Here is a 20,034-nt window from a genome sequence, read left to right on the forward strand (position 1 = left end):
ATGCGGCCGGTCACGTTGCAGACGTCGCGGCTCGTGCTCGACCTTCCAGTGTCAGGCGATGCCGAGCGGGTTGCGCGGTACTGCAAGGACCCGCTGTTCGAGCGGTTCCTCACGACGCCGTGGCCGTACACCGATGCGCACGCGCGCGGATTCCTCGACGAGTATGTACCGAGCGCATGGCAGTCGGGTGCCGAGTTGACGTGGGCCCTGCGTGCCGCGCCGGGCGGCTCGCTCATGGGCGTCATCAGCCTGCGCGCGAAGGGTCGCGAGGTGGGCTACTGGCTGGGTGCCGAACACCGCGGCTCGGCGTACATGGCCGAGGCCCTCGATGCCGTCTGCACGTGGGCGTTCGACGGATTCCCCGGGACCGAGACCATCACCTGGCGCGCGAACGCGGGCAACACGGCATCGGCCATGGTCGCCCGCGCCTCCGGGTTCTGCAACACCACGACGGCGGAGACGACGGTTCCCGCCCGTGACGGCGCCGATCTCCCGGGGTGGTCGGGCGAGCGAGGGCGACTGCCGGTCGCCGATGCGCGAGTCAGCTGGCGGCCGCTGCTCGGCGAGGTGACCGACGAGGGCGGTGCCGCGTGACCGCCGACGAGGACACTCGTCGACCGGACGCCGGCGGCCCGGCGGAATCGACCACGGCACCTGCGGCTCCCGTCGTGCTCTTCGACCTCGACGACACCCTCATGGCGCACCGCGAGGCGGTCGCCACGGCGATCGTGCTCCACATGCGGGAACGGGCATACATCGGCGACGACGACGCGGCGCAGCGGCTCTGGCACGAACTCGAAGAGCAGCATTACCACGAGTACCTTGCCGGGCGCGCGACGTACGAAGGGCAGCGCCGCGCTCGCGCCCGTGACTTCGCCCTCGCCCACGACGACGAGCTCGACGACCTCGCGGCGAGCGCCTGGTTCGCCCGGTACTTCGAGCGCTACCGCGAGTGGTGGTCGCTGCACGACGACGCGCTCCCAGCGCTCGCGGCCGTCGAGACCGCGCTGCCCGGCGTTCGGCTCGGCGTGATCACGAACGGCGAGCTCGAGCTGCAGACGACGAAGCTCGAACGGCTCGGCCTGCTCGAGCGGTTCGAACTCGTCATCGCCTCGGGCGACGTGGGCGTCGCCAAGCCCGATCCGGCGATCTTCGAGCTTGCCCTCGGCCGCTTCGCGGAGGCCGCGCCCGTCGGGCGTGCGGCATACGTCGGCGACCGGCTCGTGACCGATGCGATCGGGGCGGCGCGGGCGGGACTCCTCGGCGTGTGGCTGAACCGTGCAGGCGGGCGGCCTCTTCCTGACGATGCGGAGGCGGCCGAAGCCGCCGAGGTCACGGAGATCGCGTCGCTCGACGAGCTGGCCCCGCTGCTCGCCGACCGGCTCCGCTGACGCCCGCGGCGCGAGGGCTCGCCGCGCCGGGAGCGACCCACCGGAGCCCTCGCGCCTCGAACGGCAGGGGGGCCGGGCGCACCCCCATGCGCCCGGCCCGCGAACCCACCGTAACCCGCGGTGGGCGCACTCGATGTCAGACGACGTCGCCGTCGACCCAGTCGAGGGTCTTCGACACCGCCTTCTTCCAGTTGCGGTCGAGTCGCGCACGCTCGGCCTCGTCCATCGACGGGGTCCAGCGCCGGTCCTCCTGCCAGTTCTGCGCGAGCTCGTCGAGGCTCGACCAGAAGCCGACCGCGAGTCCCGCCGCGTAGGCGGCGCCGAGCGCGGTCGTCTCGGCGACGACCGGCCGCACGACCGGCACGCCGAGGATGTCGGCCTGGAACTGCAGCAGGGTGTCGTTGGCGGTGGCACCGCCGTCGACGCGCAGCTCGGTCAGGTCGACACCGGCGTCGGCATTCACGGCCTCGATGACGTCGCGGGTCTGGAAGGCGATCGCCTCGAGCGCGGCCCGGGCGATGTGGCCCTTGTTCACGTAGCGGGTGAGGCCCACGAGGGCCCCACGCGCATCGGGTCGCCAGTACGGTGCGAAGAGGCCCGAGAACGCGGGCACGAAGTACGCACCGCCGTTGTCCTCGACCGAGTTCGCGAGCTCCTCGACCTCGGCAGCCGAAGAGATCAGCCCGAGGTTGTCGCGGAGCCACTGGATCAGCGATCCCGTGACCGCGATCGATCCCTCGAGCGCGTAGTGCACCGGCTGGTCGCCGAGCTTGTACCCGACGGTCGTGAGCAGCCCGTTCTTGGAGTGGACGATCTCCTCACCCGTGTTGAAGATCAGGAAGTTGCCCGTGCCGTAGGTGTTCTTGGCCTCGCCGGTTGCGAACGCGGCCTGCCCGAAGGTCGCGGCCTGCTGGTCGCCGAGGATGCCCGAGATCGGGGTCTCGCGGAGGAGGGAGTGCTCGTTCGCGACGCCGTAGACCTCGGAGGAGCTCTTGATCTCGGGCAGCATCGAGCGCGGCACGCCGAAGGCGGCGAGGATCTCGTCGTCCCACTGCAGCGTCTCGAGATCCATGAACATGGTCCGCGAGGCGTTCGTGACATCCGTCGCGTGCACGCCGCCCTCGACGCCACCGGTGAGGTTCCACAGCACCCACGTGTCGGTCGTTCCGAACAGCAGGTCGCCCGCTTCGGCCTTCTCGCGCGCACCGGGCACGTTCTCGAGGATCCAGACGATCTTCGTGCCCGAGAAGTAGGTCGCAAGGGGCAGGCCGACCTTGGCCTTGAAGCGCTCGACGCCGCCGTCGGCCGCGAGGCGGTCGACGATCGACTGCGTGCGGGTGTCCTGCCACACGATCGCGTTGTAGACCGGCTCGCCGGTGTTCTTGTCCCACACGACCGCGGTCTCGCGCTGGTTCGTGATGCCGACCGCGGCGATGTCGTGCCGGGTCAGGTTCGCCTTGCCGAGGGCCTGGCCGATCACCTCGCCCGTGTTGGTCCAGATCTCGGTCGGGTCGTGCTCGACCCAGCCCGCCTTCGGGAAGATCTGCTCGTGCTCGAGCTGGCCGGTCGAGACGATCGATCCGGCCTTGTCGAAGATGATCGCGCGCGACGAGGTGGTGCCCTGGTCGATCGCGAGGACGTAGTCAGCCATCTGAGAACTCCGTTGCTGTCAGTGAATGGTGAATGGTGTGGTTGAGGGGTGGATGCCTCGGGGTCAGCCGAGGACGGGGAGCAGCACGAGTGCCGCCCAGCCGGCGAGCACGCCGCCGATGATGGGGCCGACGACCGGCACCCACGAGTACGACCAGTCCGAACCACCCTTGCCCTTGATCGGGAGGATGGCGTGCGCGATGCGCGGCCCGAGGTCACGGGCCGGGTTGATCGCGTAGCCGGTCGGCCCGCCGAGCGAGGCGCCGATGCCGATCACGAGGAGCGCGACGGGCAGGGCGCCCAGCGCAGTGAGCCCCGCGGCGTCGCCGTTGCGACCGAAGCCGATGACGACGAAGACGAGCACGAAGGTGCCGATGATCTCGGTGACGAGGTTCCAGCCGTACGAGCGGATCGCCGGACCGGTCGAGAACACGCCGAGCTTGTTGCCCGCGTCGGGTTCGGCGTCGAAGTGCTGCTTGTAGGCGAGCCAGCAGAACACCGCACCGATGAACGCGCCGATCATCTGGGCGCCGATGTAGGTCAGCACCGAGACCAGGTTCACGGGCACACCGGAGCCGAACTCCTGGGCGCCGTTCGCCACGAGACCGAGGGTGACGGCGGGGTTGAGCTGTGCGCCCGAGGCGTACGAGACGGTGACGCCGGCGAAGACCGCGAGGCCCCAGCCGATGTTCACCATCAGGAAGCCGCCGTTGTGTCCCTTGTTCCGCGCGAGCGCGACGTTGGCGACGACGCCGCAGCCGAGCAGCACGAGCAGTGCGGTGCCGACGACTTCCGAGAGGAAGACGAGACCGAGATTGTCCACGTTGACCTTCTTTCACGAGGGCGGCGCGGATGCCGCATCCGCCCGTGTTCCGAACGATGGGCCGCGTTCGGCCCCGATGAAACGTACCCGCCGGAATCGCCGAATCGAGGGGTTTCCGCGTGCACATCCGTGCAGATTCGGGCGGGGGTTGCGGCGCGACGAAGCAGCGTCTCAGAACCTGCCGCACGTGGCCGACCCGGTCTCGAGACGCGACCTCCTTCGTCGGGCGCTCCTCAACCCACGGGGGTCGGGACCGCTCCGAGTTCGACCCCGTGACGCTCGGCGAGCAGGTGCGTCGTCGCAGCGATCTCGGCCGCGACGCGACCGGTGTCCCAGCCGAGTTCGCCGCCGACGATGCCCGCGAGTTCCTCGAGGAGCGGGGCCGTGATCGCGCCCGTGAACGCGAGACTCGTGCGCCGGAGCACGACGTCCTGCAGGTGGACCACGCGCTCGTTGCGCGCAAGCCAGGCGACCTCGAGCCGGCTGTAGCCGGGGTGGTGCGCGAGCGGCTCGTCCTGCTCGCCCTCGATGTCGGCGAGGAAGGCCGCCGCCCGCGTTCCGTAGCGTTCGAGCAGCTCGTCCGCGCGGGCGCGGCCGACCTCGTCGCCGTGCGAGACGACCCAGACGCGTCGCGCATCGTCGGTCGCGGGGTAGCCGACGCCGCCGCCGATCGCGAGCCCCTCGGTCGAGACGACCCGCTCGCGTCCGAGGAGCGCGAGCACCTCGTCGGAGAGGTGCTCGGCGAGCGCGCGGAACGTCGTCCACTTGCCGCCGACGAGGCTCAGCACGGTGGTGCCGGGCCGGCCCGAGGCATCCGCCCGCTCGATGCGGTAGTCGCGCGACACGAAGCCGGGCTGGGTGTCGTCGTGCCGGGGCAGCGGCCGCACCCCCGAGAAGCGGTAGACGATCTGCGAGCGGTCGACACGGACGGCTGGGAAAACGTGCGCGATGAGGTCGAAGAAGTAGTCGACCTCCTCCTCGGTGCAGATCGCGGGCTCGCGCATGTCGTGCTCGAGGTCGGTCGTGCCGACCATCACGCGGCCCTTGAGCGGGTAGATGAGCACGATCCGGCCGTCCTCGTGCTCGAAGAAGATCTCGCGGCCTGCGGTGGCGGCGTAGAGCTCGGGGTGGTCGAGCACGATGTGCGAGCCCTTGGTGCCGCCCATGAACCGGGTCTCGCGGCCGAGGTCGGTGTTCGTGAGGTCCGTCCAGGGGCCAGAGGTGTTGACGACCACGTCGGCGGCGACCGAGAACTCCTCGCCCGTCGTCGTGTCGCGCAGCCGCACGCCGGCCGCATCGTGGCCGATCGCCTCGACGTAGTTCACCGCACGGGCGTGCGCTCCGGCGGCGAGGCCGTCGAAGAGCACGTCGAGTGCGAGCCGTTCGGGGTCGTGCATGCTCGCGTCGTAGTAGGTCGCGGTGTACTTCACGCCGGGGTTCAGGGCCGGCAGCTCGGCGAGCGAGCGCTTCGCACCGTGGAACCGGTGACGGGGAACCGTGCCGCCGTCGCGCGAGAACGAGTCGTAGATGGTGAGTCCGGTCTTGATGAGCGCGGCGCCGCGCTCGGTCGGCTTGCCCGACTTGTGGGTGAGGAACCGCAGCGGGGCCGAGAGGATGCCCGAGAAGGTCGAGAAGATCGGCACCGTGGTCTCGAGCGGCTTGACGTAGTGGGGTGCGATGCGGATGAGCCCGTTTCGCTCCTCGACCGATTCCTTGACGAGCCGGAACTCGCCGTTCTCGAGGTACCGGATGCCGCCGTGGATCATGTGCGAGGAGGCGGATGACGCCCCCGAGACGAAGTCGCCGCGCTCGACGAGCACGACGTCGACGCCCTGGAGGGCGAGGTCGCGGAACGTCGCGATGCCGTTGATGCCGCCGCCGATCACGAGCACCGCGGCGTGCGGGCGCCCGCGCAGTGCCGCGACCGCCTCACGGGTCGAGACCGCGCCGGCCGAAGCGGGCTGCCGGCGGTTCCGGTTCGTCGATTGCGCTGACATCACTGTCCTCTCGGGAAGCGAACGGCGGGCTTGCACGAAGCCTGCCGAATGTGGATGAATACATCGTGAACACGACAGCACGAACTTGCAAGGTGCGTGCACATATGTGCAAGGTGGACGGATGATCGACAAGGAACTCCTCGCGACGGTGGACGCCGACGAGGCGGTGCCCGGCAAGACGCGGGACGCGCTGCGCGCAGCGCACCTCTACTACCTGCAGGACCTCACGATGGATGCGATCGCGCACGAGCTGCACACCTCGCGATCCTCCGTCTCCCGCCTGTTGAGCCACGCCAGGGCCAGCGGGCTCGTCGAGATCTCGATCCACTCGCCGCTCGACCTGCCGAGCCGCATCGAGCAGGAGATCCTCGAGCGGTTCGAGGTCGCGGCCCACGTCATCCCCGTGCCCGACCACGCGAGCGACGTCGACCGGCTCGATCGGGTCGCACTCTCCGCTGCACGAATTCTCGGGCGGTTCATCGACTCGAACCAGCTCGTCGGCGTCGCCTGGGGCTCGACGATGGGCGCGATGAGCCGCCACCTCGTGCCGAAGGCGACGCACAACACCGAGATCGTGCAGCTCAACGGCGCCGGCAACCTGCGCACGACCGGCATCGTCTACGCGAGCGAGCTGCTGCGCCGCTTCGGCGACGCGTTCGGCGCGCGCGTCCAGCAGTTCCCGGTGCCCGCGTTCTTCGACGACCCCGCGACCAAGGAGGCGTTCTGGCGCGAACGCTCGACCCGGCGGCTCCTCGAGCTGCAGGGCCGGCTCGACCTCGCCATCTTCGGCATCGGGTCGCCGTTCGCCGAGGTGCCGAGCCACGTCTACCAGGGCGGATACCTCGAGCGGGCCGACTACGAGGCGTTGAGCGCCGACGGCGCCGTCGGCGACGTGGCGACGGTGTTCTATCGCGCCGACGGCTCGACCGACGGCATCCCGCTGAACGCACGTGCGACCGGTCCCGACTTCTCGGTGCTCCGCCGAGCGCCCCGCCGCATCTGCGTCGTCTCCGGCAGGGCGAAGCTCGCCGGCCTGCGCGGCGCCCTCGCCGCCGGACTCATCACCGACCTGATCGTCGACGAGGGAACGGCGCGGGCCCTGGTGGAGCATCAGGCTGGGTGAGGAGGGAGCGCAGCGACCGTCTCGAAACCACCCCCCCCGGTTTCGAGACGCTCCTCCGTCGCTCCCAACCCGCTCGGCGACGCGGGAATAGGTCGGCCCGTCCTGCGTTGACCTATGATCGAACACGAGAAACGTGCTCCGGGGTCGGTGTAATTCCGAGCCGGCGGTGATAGTCCGCGAGCCGGGCGCGATCGATCGAGAGATCGGCAGCGCACGGTTGAGCCGGTGGAATTCCGGTACCGACGGTGAAAGTCCGGATGGGAGGCGGCACGTGTCGGCAGCGCCGTGTGCGCCGTCGACGCCACGGCGATCGCACCGTGGCCGACCGAGCATTCCCGGAGCCTCGGATGAGGACGAGGAATGACGACGGTCGATGAACGGCTCGGGGCGGACGCCGCCGCGATGCGCCGCGCCCTGGAGCTCGCCGAGCTCGGACCGGCTCGCGGGGTGAACCCGCGGGTGGGGTGCGTGATCCTCTCCCCCGCCGGCGACGTCCTCGCCGAGGGCTGGCACCGCGGCGCGGGCACGGCGCATGCCGAGGTCGACGCGCTGTCGAAGCTCGAGCCAGGCGCCGCACGCGGCGCGACCGCCGTCGTGACCCTCGAGCCCTGCAACCACACCGGCCGCACCGGCCCCTGCGCCGTCGCCCTCGTCGACGCCGGCGTCAGGCGCGTCGTCTATGCGGTCGCCGACCCTGGCGATCATTCCTCCGGCGGTGCCGCTCGCTTGCGCGCGGCGGGCGTCGACGTGACCGCGGGTGTGCTCGCCGGCGAGGTCGAGGCGATGCTCGACGACTGGCTCTTCGCCGCCCGCAGCCGGCGCCCGCGGGTGATCGTGAAGTGGGCGGCGACGCTCGACGCCCGCACCGCCGCGACGGACGGCACGAGCCAGTGGATCACGGGGCCGGCCGCACGCGCTGACGTGCACCGTCGTCGGGCGGCGGCCGACGCCATCGCGGTCGGCACCGGCACGGTGTTCGCCGACGACCCGTCGCTCACCGCGCGCGACGACGGCGGGCACCTGCTCGACGAACAGCCCGTGCCGGTCGTCTTCGGTCGCCGCGCGGTTCCCGCCGACGCCGCGGTCCACCGGCACCCGCACACGCCCGTCCTCCTGACCGGCGAAGATCTCGCCGCCGACCTCGAGGAACTCCAGCGCCGCGGCATCCGCTCGCTCTTCGTCGAAGGCGGGCCCACGCTCGCGACCGCCTTCCTCGCCACCGGTCTCGTCGACGAACTCCTCGTCTACGTCGCGCCGGCGCTCCTCGGCGGCCCGCACCTCGCGGTCGGCGATCTCGGCATCTCGACGATCGCCGATGCCCACCGCTTCCGCTTCGCCGCCGTCGAGCGGCTCGGCGACGACGTGCTGCTCGTCGCCCACCCGACCACCCACCCTGGAGGGAACTGACCATGTTCACGGGAATCATCGAGGAGCTCGGCCGCATCACGCGCGTCGAGCGCAGCGACGACGCCGCACGACTCACCGTGCGCGGGCCGCTCGCCGTCGAGGGCGTCGCCCACGGCGACTCCATCGCGGTGTCCGGCGTCTGCCTCACGGTCGTCGACTTCGACGCCGAGGGCTTCACCGCCGACGTGATGGCCCAGACCCTCGCCATGTCGACCCTCGACGATGCGCGCGAGGGACTCGCCGTCAACCTCGAGCGCGCCGCCCGGGTGGGCGACCGGCTCGGCGGGCACATCGTGCAGGGCCACATCGACGGCACCGCTCGGGTGCTCGAGATCCGCCCGGGCGAGGCCTGGCGTTACGTGCGGTTCTCGCTCGACCCCGAGCACGCGCCGCTCGTCGTCGACAAGGGCTCGATCGCCGTCGACGGCGTCTCGCTGACGGTCTCGAGCGTCGGCGCCGACGCTGACGGCGACTGGTTCGAGGTGTCGCTCATCCCCGAGACGCTCGTCGCGACCACGCTCGGCGAGCGCGAGGTCGGCGACCTCGTCAACATCGAGACCGACATCGTCGCGAGGCAGGTGGCGCGGATGCTGCGCTACGGCGACCACCGGACGTTGCCGTCGTCGGTGGGCTTCGAGACGCGCCCTCCTGCGCCGGGCGCTCCTCAGCCCGCAGATCCCGCCATCACGACCGAAGGAGGCGCGGCATGAGCCTCGCCACGATCCCAGAAGTGCTCGACGCGCTGCGCGCGGGCAAGCCCGTCATCGTCGCCGACGACGAGGCCCGCGAGAACGAGGGCGACGCCATCATGGCCGCCGAGTTCGCGACCCAGGAGTGGATCGCGTGGATGGTGCGCCACACCAGCGGCTACCTCTGCGCCCCGATGCCGAACTCGGTCGCCGACCGGCTGTCGCTGCCGCTCATGGTCGAACGCAACGAAGACGTGCGCGGCACCGCGTACACGGTCTCGGTCGACGCGGCCGACCGCAACTCGACCGGCATCTCCGCCGCCGAGCGAGCGCACACCCTGCGCGTGCTCGCCGATCCCGACTCGACGCCGCGCGCGCTCGTACGGCCCGGGCACATCCTGCCGCTGCGCGCGGTGGACGGCGGCGTGCGCGAGCGTGCCGGCCACACCGAGGCCGCGGTCGACCTCATGCGCCTCGCCGGGCTCGCGCCCGTCGGCGTGATCGGCGAGCTCGTCGAGGACGACGGCGAGATGATGCGCCTGCCCGGCCTCATCGCGCTCGGCGAGCGCGAGGGCCTGCCGGTGACGACCGTCGCCGCGCTCACCGACTGGTTGCGCGAGCGATTCGACGGTCAGGCATTCGACGCCGATGCGCTTCGACAGGCCCGGGCCGCGATCGACGAGTCCTCCCCTGTGGACTTCGAGGTCGAGACGATGCTGCCGACCGTGCACGGCGACTTCCGGGTGCGGGCGTACCGAGACCGGGGCACGGGCGCCGACCACGTCGCGATCATCGCGGGCGACCCCGCCGCCGACCCGGCGGGCGCCATCGTCCGCGTGCACTCCGAGTGCCTGACGGGCGAAGCCTTCGGCTCGCTGAAGTGCGAGTGCGGGCCGCAGCTCGACACGGCGCTGCAGACGATCCAGCAGGACGGCGGCGTGGTCGTCTACCTGCGCGGGCACGAAGGGCGCGGCATCGGCCTCATCAACAAGCTGCGCGCCTACCGGCTGCAGGAGCAGGGCCTCGACACGCTCGATGCGAACGTCGCCCTCGGCCTGCCGATCGACGCCCGCGACTACACGGCCGCGACGGCGATCCTCACCGACCTCGGCATCGAGAAGGTGCGCCTGCTCACGAACAACCCCGAGAAGGTGCGCCAGCTCACCGCGCACGGCATCGACGTCGTCGAGCGACTTCCGCTCGTCGTCGGCGTCGGCCGCGTGAACCAGGCGTACCTCGAGACCAAGGCGTCGCGCATGGGCCACGCCATCGACGACCAGCAGCTCGCGGATGCCGCGGCTGAAGCCCTCCTGGAAGGACACGCATCATGAGCGGACAGGGATCCCCGATCCTCGACATCGACGGCAGCGGCCTCAAGGTCGTGATCGTCGCCGGCAGCTGGCACGACGAGATCACCGACGGACTCATCGCCGGCGCGACGCGCACGCTCGAGGGCGCCGGCGCCGACTACGAGCTCGTGCGGGTGCCGGGCAGCTTCGAGCTGCCGGTCGTCTCGAAGGCCGCGCTCGAGGCGGGCGCCGACGCGGTGGTCGCGCTCGGCGTGATCATCCGCGGCGGCACGCCGCACTTCGAGTACGTGTCGTCGGCCGCGACCGATGGGCTCACGCGGGTCGCGCTCGACACGGGCAAGCCCGTCGGGTTCGGCGTGCTCACCCTCGACGACGAGCAGCAGGGCCTCGACCGTGCGGGCCTGCCCGGCTCGAAGGAGGACAAGGGTCGTGAGGCGGCCGAGGCCGCGATCGCGACGGCGCGGGCGCTCGGCGCGCTGCGCGCTCCGAAGTCGTTCGAGTAGCGAGTACTCCGGTGGTCGAGTAGCGGAGCGTATCGAGGCCCGTCGCGAGGGTCTCGATACGCTCCTTCGTCGCTACTCGACCACCGGAGGCGGTGCGCCTACGGCTTCCAGACCATGAGCACGACGACCGCGAGGAGCAGGAGCGACACGATGCCGCTGCCGGCCGCGATCGCCGGGTAGCCCTTCGACTCGCCGGCCGTCGCGCCCGAGGCATCCGCCCCGCTCGCCTGCAGCGCCTCGGCGGCGCGGTTCATCGCCGGCACGACGACGAAGAGGCTCAGGCCGAAGGCGATGACGTAGAGGATGATCGACCAGAGGATCCACGGCGTCGTCACCGACAGGTCGTACTCATCGGGCGCCATGCTCATGGCGCCGAAGCCGAACACGAACACGGCGAGCGAGAGCCAGCTGAAGATCATCGTCGACTTCGCGAGCGTGGCGACCTGCGCCCCGTTGCCGGCACGCACCGCGCGCATCGCGGTCATCGGCAGGATGGCCATCGGGCCCACGATGAAGACGGCCGCGGTCACGTGCAGAACGCTGAAGAGGGTATCCATGCGCTCAGCCTAACGAGGCGGGCGCTCCTGCCGCGTCGAACCTTCGGTTGAACCGGATGCCGCGGGCACGGGTGGCGTCGATCCGCTGCGCTGCTCGACCGACCGACCGTTCGTCGCACGATCGCCACCGTTCGTCGCAGCGAGCGGCACCGATCACCCCCGATCGCGGGGTGGCGCGGCATCCCTGCCGTATCGTATGCGGGTTGCCACAAGCGACGATTCCATCACTGCCTCGCGGCCCAGCGCCAGACCGACGTGCCCCGAGCGCAGCGTCACCCGCAACACCACTGGAGTCTTCGCAGCGATGTCGTCATCGACCGCGGCCACGGCCGCACCCGCAGCACCCGCCAACCCACGCAGTCGCGTGATCCTCGCGAGCCTCATCGGCACGACGATCGAGTTCTACGACTTCTACGTCTACGCGACCGCGGCCGTGCTCGTCTTCCCCCACCTCTTCTTCCCGACCGGCGACCCGACGACCGCGCTGCTCGCCTCGTTCGCCGTGTTCGGCGCCGCCATGGTCGCCCGCCCGCTCGGCGCGGTCGTCTTCGGCCACCTCGGCGACCGGGTCGGCCGCAAGGCGACCCTCGTCGGCGCCCTCCTCACGATGGGCATCGCCACGTTCCTCATCGGCGTGCTGCCGACCTACGCCGCGGTGGGCTGGCTCGCGCCGCTGCTGCTCGTCATCCTCCGCATCGCGCAGGGCTTCGCCCTCGGCGGCGAGTGGTCGGGCGCCGCGCTCGTCGCGACCGAGAACGCCCCGAAGGGCAAGCGCGCCTGGTACGGCACGTTCCCGCAGCTCGGCGCGCCGATCGGCTTCATCATCGCGAACGGCCTGTTCCTGATCATCGCCGCCGCGCTGCCGTCGAGCGACCCGACGATGCCGTCGCAGGCGTTCCTCGACTGGGGCTGGCGCATCCCGTTCCTGTTCTCGGTCGTGATGGTCGCCGTCGGGCTCTGGGTGCGCCTGCGCCTCGTCGAGTCGACCGCGTTCTCGGCCGCATCGAAGCAGGGGCGCCTGAAGCGACTGCCGCTCGCGAGCGTCTTCAAGAACTACTGGAAGCAGCTCATCCTCGGAACCTTCTTCATGCTTGCGACGTACGTGCTCTTCTACCTGATGACCACGTTCTCGCTGAGCTACGGCCGTGCGCCGGTCGAGGCCTCGGAGGGCGTGCTGCCCGGCCTCGGCTACTCGTACAACACGTTCGTGCTCATGCTCATCGGCGGCGTCGTGTTCTTCGGTGTCTTCACCCTGCTGTCCGGCCCGTGGGCCGACCGCTGGGGCCGCCGCAAGACGCTCATCTGGGTCACGCTCGCGATCATCGTGTTCGGCCTGCTCTGGGTTCCGCTGCTGTCGGCGGGCTTCGCGGGCGTCATGGGCTGGCTCGTGATCGGCTTCTCGCTGATGGGCATGACGTTCGGCCCGATGGGGGCGCTCCTGCCCGAGCTGTTCCCGACGAACGTGCGCTACACGGGTTCGGGCATCTCGTACAACGTGTCGTCGATCCTCGGCGCCGCGGTCGCCCCGTTCATCGCGGTCGCGCTCTGGCAGGCGGGCGGCGGCAGCCCGTTCTGGGTCGGCATCTACCTCTCGGCGATGGCGGTGCTCACGCTCATCGCGCTGCTCGTCTCGAAGGAGACCCGCGACGTCGACTTCGACGAGGCCGGGCTCGAGTCGTCGGCCGTGCTGTAGTCGGGTTCGGGCCGCTCGGTCCGCGAGGGGGATGCCGCGCGGCATCCCCCTCGTCGTGTCTGCGGCTGCCCCGTTGAGGATGCGTCGTCGTTCCGAGCCCCTTCTGGCGCGACCGGCCCCGGCGTAGCATGGCCCGCATCAGGGCCGCCGATCCCCGCGTCGGCACCGTCGACGCTCGGCCGCCCGGGTGGGAACGGGTGCGCCGATGAACATGACGATGGACATGATGAAGGACGCCATGTCGACCGGCGAGATGCCGATGCAGGGCATGGATGCGGCGATGATGCAGGAGTGTCTGGAGGCCCTCTCCGCATGCGTGCAGGCGTGCCTCATGTGCGCCGATGCGGACGCGGGCGAGGGCATGGGCCGCTGCGCCGCGATGTGCGCGAACTGCGCCGACGTGTGCGACACCATGATGCGGATGATGCTGCGAATGCGCGGCATGGACCGAGAGGTCATGACGTCGATGATGCAGACGACGATCGCGATGTGTCGCGCCTGCTCGGCCGAGTGCATGCAGCACGCCGAGATGAGCGAGCACTGCCGCATGTGCGCCATGGCCTGCGATCAGTGCGCCGCCGCCATGGAGAAGATGATGGGGTCGATGTCGATGGCCTGAGCGGTCACCCGACGGCTGTTCGGCTCACGCCTCCGCGACGCTGAACCGCAGTCCGCCCGCTGCGAGCACGCCGTAGACGCCGTGCACGGCGACCGGGTCGCCGACCTGCAGTTCGCCCGCGAACGCGTCGTGGTGCCAGACTCGGCGTGCCCCGCCCGCGAGCGTCGCGACGGTGGCGAAGCCGTCGGCGTCGATCGAGGTCACGATCGCGTCGAGCCACTTCGACGGCGTCGCGGTCGCGAGCCGCAGCTGCATCGCGTGCAGGCCGTGGCCCGGACGATCGCTCGAGCACTCGCTCGCGTGCACGCAGCCGCGCATGCCCGTCGCCCGGCCCGTGCGGGGCTGGGTGGCGGCGTGCGGCTCGCGGTGCGACATGAGGGCTCCTCGTGATCGGTTCGTGCAGGCGACGATACGCGGACGGCGTCGGGATGTCGCGGGCGGCCGTCACACGCGGCAACAGTGTCGCCCGACGCGGCCGACGAATCTGACGATCAGCCGAGCTGGGCGACGCTCAGCACATTGCGCGCCGGGTCGAGGAACCAGGCGCGGGAGCCGGAGTCGGTGCGCGCGATGCCGCGTTCGTCGGTCGGCAGCACGGCGTCGTCGTAGATCTTCGTGGCGACGCCGAGCGCGTTGAGCCGGATGACGGCCTCGTCGATGTCGGCGACCACGAGCGCGAGGGCGGTGTACGACGCGGGTTCGTGCCGGCTTCCCTTGCCGTACACGTGCAGGCGATGGCCGTCGCCGAAGGTGACGACGAGCCCGCCGCCGAGCGGCAGTTCGTCGATCGTGGCGCCGAGCACGTCGCGGTAGAAGGCGCCTGCCGCGGCCTCGTCGTCGACGCTCATGCTGCCGAGCGCCGCGAGGATGCCGACGGGGCCCGCCGAATCTGATGTCTCGCTCATGGCGCCACCGTAGCGCCGCGGCCCGCTCGCCGGGTACCCCGCAGCCGAGGGATGCCGTGGGCGAGGCATCCCGGTCGTGTCGGTAGCCGCCCCTAGCATTGCCGCATGCCCGCCGACGTGCACCCCGTTCCAGCCGACCACGCCGCGATCCGCGTCTCCGACGAGGTGCGCGCCGCCCTCGACGCGGGGCGGCCGGTGCTCGCGCTCGAGTCGACCATCCTCACGCACGGTCTGCCGCGGCCGCGCAACCTCGAGGTCGGGCTCGGGTCGGAGGCCGACGTGCGTGCGACCGGAGTCGTGCCGGCGACCATCGGCGTCGTCGACGGCGTCGCGGTCGTGGGCCTCTCCGGCGCCGAGATCGAACGGCTGTGCACGGCGGACGACGTCGTGAAGGCGAGCGTGCGCGACCTGCCGATCACCCGGGCGAAGCGGCTGGATGCGGGCACCACCGTCGCGGCGACCGCGTGGCTCGCGCATCGCGCCGGCATCCGCGTGATGTCGACGGGCGGGCTCGGCGGTGTGCACCGCGGCGCGGGCGAGAGCTTCGACGAGTCGGCAGATCTTCCGGTGCTCGCCGAGACGCCGATCACCCTCGTGAGCGCCGGCGTGAAGTCGATCCTCGACATCGGCGCGACGCTCGAGCGCCTCGAGACGCTCGGGGTGCCGGTCGTCGGCTATCGCACGACGCGGTTCCCGGCCTTCACGGTCGCCGACTCCGGCTTCTCCGTCGACTACCGCGTCGACTCCCCCGCCGAAGCGGCTGCGCTCGCACGGGCGCGCGACGACTTCGGGCAGCGGGCCGCGGTGCTCGTCGCCAACCCGATCGCCGCCGACCGGCAGCTCGACCCCGCCCTGCACGACCGGGTGCTCGCCGAGGCCCTCGCGGCCGCCGACGCCGCGGGCATCACGGGCCACGACACCACGCCGTTCCTGCTCGACCGATTCCAGCGCGAGACGGGCGGGCGCAGCCTCGAGGTCAACCTCGAACTGTATGCGGCCAACGTCGCGCTCGGTGCGGAGATCGCGCGTGCGATCGCCGGCTGACGGGGCGGGCGCCGTGGCTGGGCCGGCGGCCGATGGCGGGGCGACGGGCGATGGGGCGGATGCCTCGGGCCGACCGCTCCTCGCGATCGTCGGCGACCTCGTGGAGGACATCGTGGTGTGGGCCTCCGAGCCGGTTCGCGACGGCACCGACACCGCGGCTCGCGTCTTCCGCACGCGCGGCGGCAGCGCCGCGAACGTCGCCGCGCTCGCGGCCCCGCTCGTCACGACCCGATTCATCGGCTGCGTCGGACCCGACGCGGCGGGCGACGCGCTCGTCTCGGCGCTCGAGGCCTCCGGTGCCGAGACGCTCGTGCAGCGTCGCGGTACGACCGGTGCGGTCGTCGTGATCGTCGATCCGGCCGGCGAGCGGACGATGTTCCCCGACCGCGGCGCATCGGCCCTGCTCGACGGGGTCGAGCCGGACTGGCTCCACGGCGCCTCCTGGTTGCATGTGCCGAGCTACGGCTTCGAGCGCGAACCCGCGCGCACGGCGGTCCTCGAGCTCATCGCCGAGGCCCGCCGACGCGGTGCCGGCCTCTCGATCGACGCATCCTCGACGGGTCTGCTCACGGGCCTCGGCGTCGACGAGGTGCTCGACCTCTACGCGTCGCTCGCGCCCGACGTGCTCTTCGCCAACGAGACGGAGGCGGCACTGCTCGGACTCGGGCTCGGGCACGGGTACGGCCACGGGGACGGATACGGTCTCAGGTCGAGGCCGATCGCGGCGACGATCGTCGTCAAGCACGGACCCGACCCCACCCAGGTGTTCGCGGCGGGCGCATCGGTCGCGACCGTGCCCGTCGACCCGGTGCCCGAGGCTCGCGACCTCACCGGTGCGGGCGATGCGTTCGCCGCAGGTTATCTCGCCTCGGCCCTGGGCGGCGCCGACCCCGCGGCCGCAGCGCGGGCCGGGCATCGGCTCGCCGCGCGCGTGATCACCGCCGCCGGAGCGGAGGTCGGCGTCGCAGACCCCTGACGTCAACGTAGGTTGACACGGTGCGCCAACGTCAACTACGGTTGACGGCATGGACGACCACCGCCTCCGCACCGCCATCGCCGCAGCCGACGGCGACGACCCCTACCGAGCGTTGCGCGAGCTGCATCGGGCTCGCGTCGACCTCAATCGAGCGCTCGACCGCGCCGAGTCCGTCGCCGTCCGCCGGGCCCGCGCCGCCGGATCGAGCTGGCAGCTCATCGCACTCGCGCTGGAGGTCTCGAAGCAGGCGGTGCACAAGAAGTACGGACGCAGCTGAGGCGCGTAGGCTGCAATGCGGCGATGACGCGGGCGACGGGGGCGCGAGGCATCCGATTCGCCGTCATCGACGAGAGAGCGAGCATGAGCACCAGCGAGACCCCCACCCGCCGATCAGAGCGCGAAGCGCGCCGCCGTCCCGAACGCACCGCGCGATCGGCGTCCGACTCCCGAACAGACGACCGCAAGGCCCGCACCTCGCGCTTCGGCCGCCGCGGCGATCAGCCCACCGGCCCGCGCGCGACCTTCGCGCAGTTGCTGCCGTTCATCTTCGAGCACCGCCCCGTGCTCATCTGGGTCGCCGTGCTCTCGATCGTCGGCGCGCTCGCGAGCCTCGCCCAGCCGCTGCTCGTCGGCAGCGTCATCAACACCGTGCAGGCGGGCGACCCGCTCGGCGGCATCGTCTGGGCGCTCGTCGCCCTCGTCGTGATCAGCGGCGTGATCTCGGGCTACCAGCACTACCTGCTGCAGCGCACAGGCGAGGGCGTCGTGCTCTCGAGTCGCAAGCGGCTCATCGCCAAGCTGCTCAACCTGCCCATCGCCGAGTTCGACACCCGCCGCACCGGCGACCTCGTCTCGCGCGTCGGCAGCGACACCACGATGCTGCGCGCCGTGCTCACGCAGGGCCTCGTCGAGGCGATCGGCGGCACCGTCACCTTCGTCGGCGCGCTCATCGCGATGCTCATCCTCGACCCCGTGCTGCTCGGGCTCACCGTGCTCGTCGTCGCGATCGCGATCACGACCGTCACCCTGCTGTCGCAGCGGGTGCGCGAGGCCTCGCACGCCGCCCAGGCGAAGGTCGGGGATGTCGCCGCCAGCGTCGAACGCGCCATCGGCGCCGTACGCACCATCCGCGCCGCGGGCGCGACCGAACGCGAGGTCGCCGCCGTCGAGGCCGAGGCCGAAGGCGCCTGGCGCATGGGTGTGCAGGTCGCCAAGATCTCGGCGCTCATCGTGCCCATCGCGGGCATCGCGATGCAGGTGTCGTTCCTCGTCGTGCTCGGCGTCGGCGGGTACCGGGTCGCCTCGGGCGCGACCTCGGTCGCGAACCTCGTCGCGTTCATCCTGTTCCTGTTCATGATGATCCTGCCGCTCGGGCAGGCGTTCGGCGCGATCACCTCGGTCAACTCGGCGCTCGGTGCACTCGGCCGCATCCAGGAGATCCTCGACCTGCCCGATGAGGACGAGCACGACCGCGAGCTCGCCCCGCGGGCGCTCATCGTCGGCGATGCGAACGAGGGCCTGCTGCCCGACGCGCCGGCGATCGCCTTCGACGACGTGCACTTCGCGTACGCATCGACGCGGCAGGACCCGGCCGACCCGGCCAACGACTCGGCTGACGAGCACCTGCCCGAGCCCGACGTCACCGAGCGCCAACCGGTGCTTCGCGGCGTCTCGTTCGACGTGCCGCGCGGCCGGCGCATCGCGCTCGTCGGCCCGTCGGGCGCGGGCAAGTCGACGATCCTCGCGCTCGTCGAGCGCTTCTACGATCCGTCGGTCGGCACCGTGCGCATGGGCGGCCTCGACCTGCGCTCGATCGACCGCACCGAGCTCCGGGCCCAGATCGGCTACGTCGAGCAGGACGCGCCCGTTCTCGCCGGCACCATCCGCGAGAACCTGCTGCTCGGCTCGCCCGACGCGACCGACGCCGAGTGCGAGCACGTGCTGCGCGCGGTCAACCTCGGCGCGGTGCTCGATCGCGACCCGGCCGGACTGGGTGCGGCGGTCGGCGACGACGGCATCATGCTCTCGGGCGGCGAGCGGCAGCGCCTCGCGATCGCCCGGGCGCTGCTCGCCGCGCCGCCGATCCTGCTGCTCGACGAATCGACCTCGTCGCTCGACGGCGTCAACGAGCGCATGATGCGCGAGGCGATCGACGCCGTCGCCGCAGGTCGCACGCTCATCGTGATCGCCCACCGGCTCTCGACGGTCGTCGACTCCGACCGCATCGTCGTCCTCGACGACGGCCGGGTGATCGGCGAGGGCACGCACGAGGAGCTCGTCGCGAGCGTGCCGCTCTACCGCGAGCTCGCCGAGCACCAGCTCCTCGTCTGAGCGGGGGGCCGGGGCGACGCATCCACCCGGGTTCAGTGCCAGCCCGGGCGAACCTCAGTGCCTGCTCGGATGGACCGGAAGCACCGGCTTCCTAGCGTTGAGCCATCGCATCCGAACGTGGATGCCCTGAGCCCACGCCCCCTGGAGGACCCATCATGACCATCGCGACCGTGCCCACCGCACGCGACCTCGACCCCTACGACGGGATCCCCGTCGGCCTCATCGACGACCTGCCCGACGTCGGCGGCGACGCCACGACGACCCGCCGCGCGGGCCTCGGCAACTCGTTCGACCGCGTGCAGTCGGCCCTGCAGGGTTGGCTGCGGCACTGGGAGCCGCTCGAGCTGCCCGCCTTCACCCCCGTTCGCGACGTCATGCCCGACGACGATCGCGGCCGCAGCTCGCTGAAGGCGGCGCCGACGCGCGCCGACGGCTCGGTGCGCCTCACCGCGAGCCTCTACGACCCGCCCAAGCACGACGCCGACCGCGGCCCGCTCGCCTGGTCGCGCAACTGGGCGAGCGCCGCGGTGCTGCCGCCCGCACGCGAGTCGGGCCGGCTCTTCTACCGCTTCAGCGTGTCGAGCCGGCTCGTGCTCGACGGCCATGCCTCGCTCAGCCTCGTCTCGACGAGCGTCAACTTCGGCGTCGTCGCCGACGCGGCGAAGCAGAGCCCCTTCCAGGCGCCCGGCTTCGCGACGCCGATCGTCAGGCCGCTCGTGGGCGTGCAGGCCCGCGCCGAGGTCGACGCGCAGGCGTCGCAGGTGTTCGAAGGGTCGATCGCGGTGCGCCAGGGCGAGACCCCGGCGATGGCGTTCGTGATCGGCACCGACGTGCTCTTCGAGGACGGCTGGGTGCGCCTGCACGAAGGCTCGAGCACGTGGGTCGGCCCGGCCGAGCCCGGCGCGAGCGGCACGGTCGAGTTCCGCTACGCGCCCGCCGCCGTGCTGCGCGTCATCGGGCACCTCGACGACCCGCACACGTTCGACTGACCGGTCGCCGGGCTCGGCCCGGCGCCG

General features: G+C 71.5%; 20 protein-coding genes and 1 riboswitch. Of the genes, 14 read left to right on the plus strand and 6 right to left on the minus strand.

Translation table 11 applies throughout. From position 1 onward, the window contains the following. Together MUN74_RS02965 and MUN74_RS02970 are read left to right on the plus strand one after the other, a co-directional pair. On the plus strand, positions 1-594 hold the full coding sequence (locus MUN74_RS02965) for a GNAT family N-acetyltransferase (protein ID WP_244854933.1): 594 nt from the start codon (positions 1-3) through the stop codon (positions 592-594). Continuing rightward, the gene (locus MUN74_RS02970; protein ID WP_244854934.1) at positions 591-1,391 is read left to right on the plus strand and encodes an HAD family hydrolase; all 801 of its coding nucleotides are present in this window, start codon (positions 591-593) and stop codon (positions 1,389-1,391) included. The genes MUN74_RS02965 and MUN74_RS02970 overlap by 4 nt, the downstream gene beginning before the upstream one ends. A gap of 136 nt (positions 1,392-1,527) precedes the next feature. Here MUN74_RS02970 and glpK read toward each other — a convergent pair whose 3' ends face one another. The 3 genes from glpK to MUN74_RS02985 all read right to left on the minus strand — a co-directional run bounded on the left by glpK (position 1,528) and on the right by MUN74_RS02985 (position 5,861). Then, on the minus strand, positions 1,528-3,042 hold the full coding sequence (glpK, locus tag MUN74_RS02975; protein ID WP_244854935.1) for a glycerol kinase GlpK: 1,515 nt from the start codon (positions 3,040-3,042) through the stop codon (positions 1,528-1,530). Between the two features lie 63 nt (positions 3,043-3,105). Next, a complete protein-coding gene (locus MUN74_RS02980; RefSeq protein ID WP_244854936.1) occupies positions 3,106-3,864 on the minus strand; it encodes an MIP/aquaporin family protein in 759 nt (252 codons plus the stop codon). Positions 3,865-4,097: 233 nt separating this feature from the next. Next, the gene (locus tag MUN74_RS02985) at positions 4,098-5,861 is read right to left on the minus strand and encodes a glycerol-3-phosphate dehydrogenase/oxidase (RefSeq protein WP_244854937.1); all 1,764 of its coding nucleotides are present in this window, start codon (positions 5,859-5,861) and stop codon (positions 4,098-4,100) included. Positions 5,862-5,982: 121 nt separating this feature from the next. Between MUN74_RS02985 and MUN74_RS02990 the strand changes: the two genes are divergently transcribed. The 5 genes from MUN74_RS02990 to ribH all read left to right on the plus strand — a co-directional run bounded on the left by MUN74_RS02990 (position 5,983) and on the right by ribH (position 10,893). Next, positions 5,983-6,984 (plus strand): sugar-binding transcriptional regulator, encoded by a 1,002-nt coding sequence (locus MUN74_RS02990; RefSeq protein WP_244854938.1) that lies wholly within the window; start codon positions 5,983-5,985, stop codon positions 6,982-6,984. Positions 6,985-7,113: 129 nt separating this feature from the next. Beyond that, a riboswitch (FMN riboswitch) is annotated at positions 7,114-7,259 on the plus strand. A gap of 85 nt (positions 7,260-7,344) precedes the next feature. Continuing rightward, positions 7,345-8,391: a bifunctional diaminohydroxyphosphoribosylaminopyrimidine deaminase/5-amino-6-(5-phosphoribosylamino)uracil reductase RibD gene (ribD, locus tag MUN74_RS02995; protein WP_244854939.1), complete on the plus strand. Its 1,047-nt coding sequence runs from the start codon at positions 7,345-7,347 to the stop codon at positions 8,389-8,391. Positions 8,392-8,393: 2 nt separating this feature from the next. Beyond that, on the plus strand, positions 8,394-9,101 hold the full coding sequence (locus MUN74_RS03000) for a riboflavin synthase (RefSeq protein WP_244854940.1): 708 nt from the start codon (positions 8,394-8,396) through the stop codon (positions 9,099-9,101). Beyond that, the gene (ribA, locus tag MUN74_RS03005; RefSeq protein ID WP_244854941.1) at positions 9,098-10,411 is read left to right on the plus strand and encodes a GTP cyclohydrolase II; all 1,314 of its coding nucleotides are present in this window, start codon (positions 9,098-9,100) and stop codon (positions 10,409-10,411) included. The genes MUN74_RS03000 and ribA overlap by 4 nt, the downstream gene beginning before the upstream one ends. Further along, positions 10,408-10,893 (plus strand): 6,7-dimethyl-8-ribityllumazine synthase, encoded by a 486-nt coding sequence (ribH, locus tag MUN74_RS03010; RefSeq protein WP_244854942.1) that lies wholly within the window; start codon positions 10,408-10,410, stop codon positions 10,891-10,893. The genes ribA and ribH overlap by 4 nt, the downstream gene beginning before the upstream one ends. A 98-nt stretch (positions 10,894-10,991) precedes the next feature. Here the strand turns inward: ribH and MUN74_RS03015 are convergent, their stop codons facing one another. Beyond that, the gene (locus MUN74_RS03015; RefSeq protein WP_244854943.1) at positions 10,992-11,450 is read right to left on the minus strand and encodes a DUF2269 family protein; all 459 of its coding nucleotides are present in this window, start codon (positions 11,448-11,450) and stop codon (positions 10,992-10,994) included. Between the two features lie 304 nt (positions 11,451-11,754). Between MUN74_RS03015 and MUN74_RS03020 the strand changes: the two genes are divergently transcribed. Together MUN74_RS03020 and MUN74_RS03025 are read left to right on the plus strand one after the other, a co-directional pair. Then, positions 11,755-13,143 carry an MFS transporter gene (locus MUN74_RS03020; protein WP_244854944.1) on the plus strand — a complete coding sequence of 463 codons (1,389 nt, stop codon included), beginning with the start codon at positions 11,755-11,757 and terminating at the stop codon, positions 13,141-13,143. Positions 13,144-13,348: 205 nt separating this feature from the next. Beyond that, positions 13,349-13,762 (plus strand): four-helix bundle copper-binding protein, encoded by a 414-nt coding sequence (locus MUN74_RS03025; RefSeq protein ID WP_244854945.1) that lies wholly within the window; start codon positions 13,349-13,351, stop codon positions 13,760-13,762. A 24-nt stretch (positions 13,763-13,786) separates the two neighbouring features. Here the strand turns inward: MUN74_RS03025 and MUN74_RS03030 are convergent, their stop codons facing one another. Together MUN74_RS03030 and MUN74_RS03035 are read right to left on the minus strand one after the other, a co-directional pair. Beyond that, positions 13,787-14,137: a hypothetical protein gene (locus MUN74_RS03030; RefSeq protein ID WP_244854946.1), complete on the minus strand. Its 351-nt coding sequence runs from the start codon at positions 14,135-14,137 to the stop codon at positions 13,787-13,789. 116 nt (positions 14,138-14,253) lie between these two features. Beyond that, entirely contained in the window at positions 14,254-14,667 is a 414-nt protein-coding gene (locus MUN74_RS03035) for a VOC family protein (protein WP_244854947.1), read from the minus strand. A gap of 105 nt (positions 14,668-14,772) precedes the next feature. On the opposite strand from MUN74_RS03035, the gene MUN74_RS03040 reads away from it, so the two are divergent. The 5 genes from MUN74_RS03040 (at position 14,773) to MUN74_RS03060 (ending at position 20,007) form a co-directional block, all read left to right on the plus strand. Next, on the plus strand, positions 14,773-15,711 hold the full coding sequence (locus MUN74_RS03040; protein ID WP_244854948.1) for a pseudouridine-5'-phosphate glycosidase: 939 nt from the start codon (positions 14,773-14,775) through the stop codon (positions 15,709-15,711). Next, entirely contained in the window at positions 15,695-16,687 is a 993-nt protein-coding gene (locus tag MUN74_RS03045; protein WP_244854949.1) for a carbohydrate kinase family protein, read from the plus strand. Before MUN74_RS03040 ends, MUN74_RS03045 begins: the two co-directional genes overlap by 17 nt. Positions 16,688-16,736: 49 nt before the next feature. Next, positions 16,737-16,964 carry a hypothetical protein gene (locus tag MUN74_RS03050; RefSeq protein ID WP_244854950.1) on the plus strand — a complete coding sequence of 76 codons (228 nt, stop codon included), beginning with the start codon at positions 16,737-16,739 and terminating at the stop codon, positions 16,962-16,964. Positions 16,965-17,047: 83 nt separating this feature from the next. Beyond that, a complete protein-coding gene (locus MUN74_RS03055) occupies positions 17,048-19,018 on the plus strand; it encodes an ABC transporter ATP-binding protein (protein WP_244854951.1) in 1,971 nt (656 codons plus the stop codon). Positions 19,019-19,173: 155 nt separating this feature from the next. Beyond that, entirely contained in the window at positions 19,174-20,007 is an 834-nt protein-coding gene (locus MUN74_RS03060; protein ID WP_244854952.1) for a hypothetical protein, read from the plus strand. Positions 20,008-20,034: the final 27 nt, after the last annotated feature.

Origin of the sequence: Agromyces sp. H17E-10 (assembly GCF_022919715.1) — a bacterium.
Taxonomy (GTDB): Bacteria; Actinomycetota; Actinomycetes; order Actinomycetales; family Microbacteriaceae; genus Agromyces.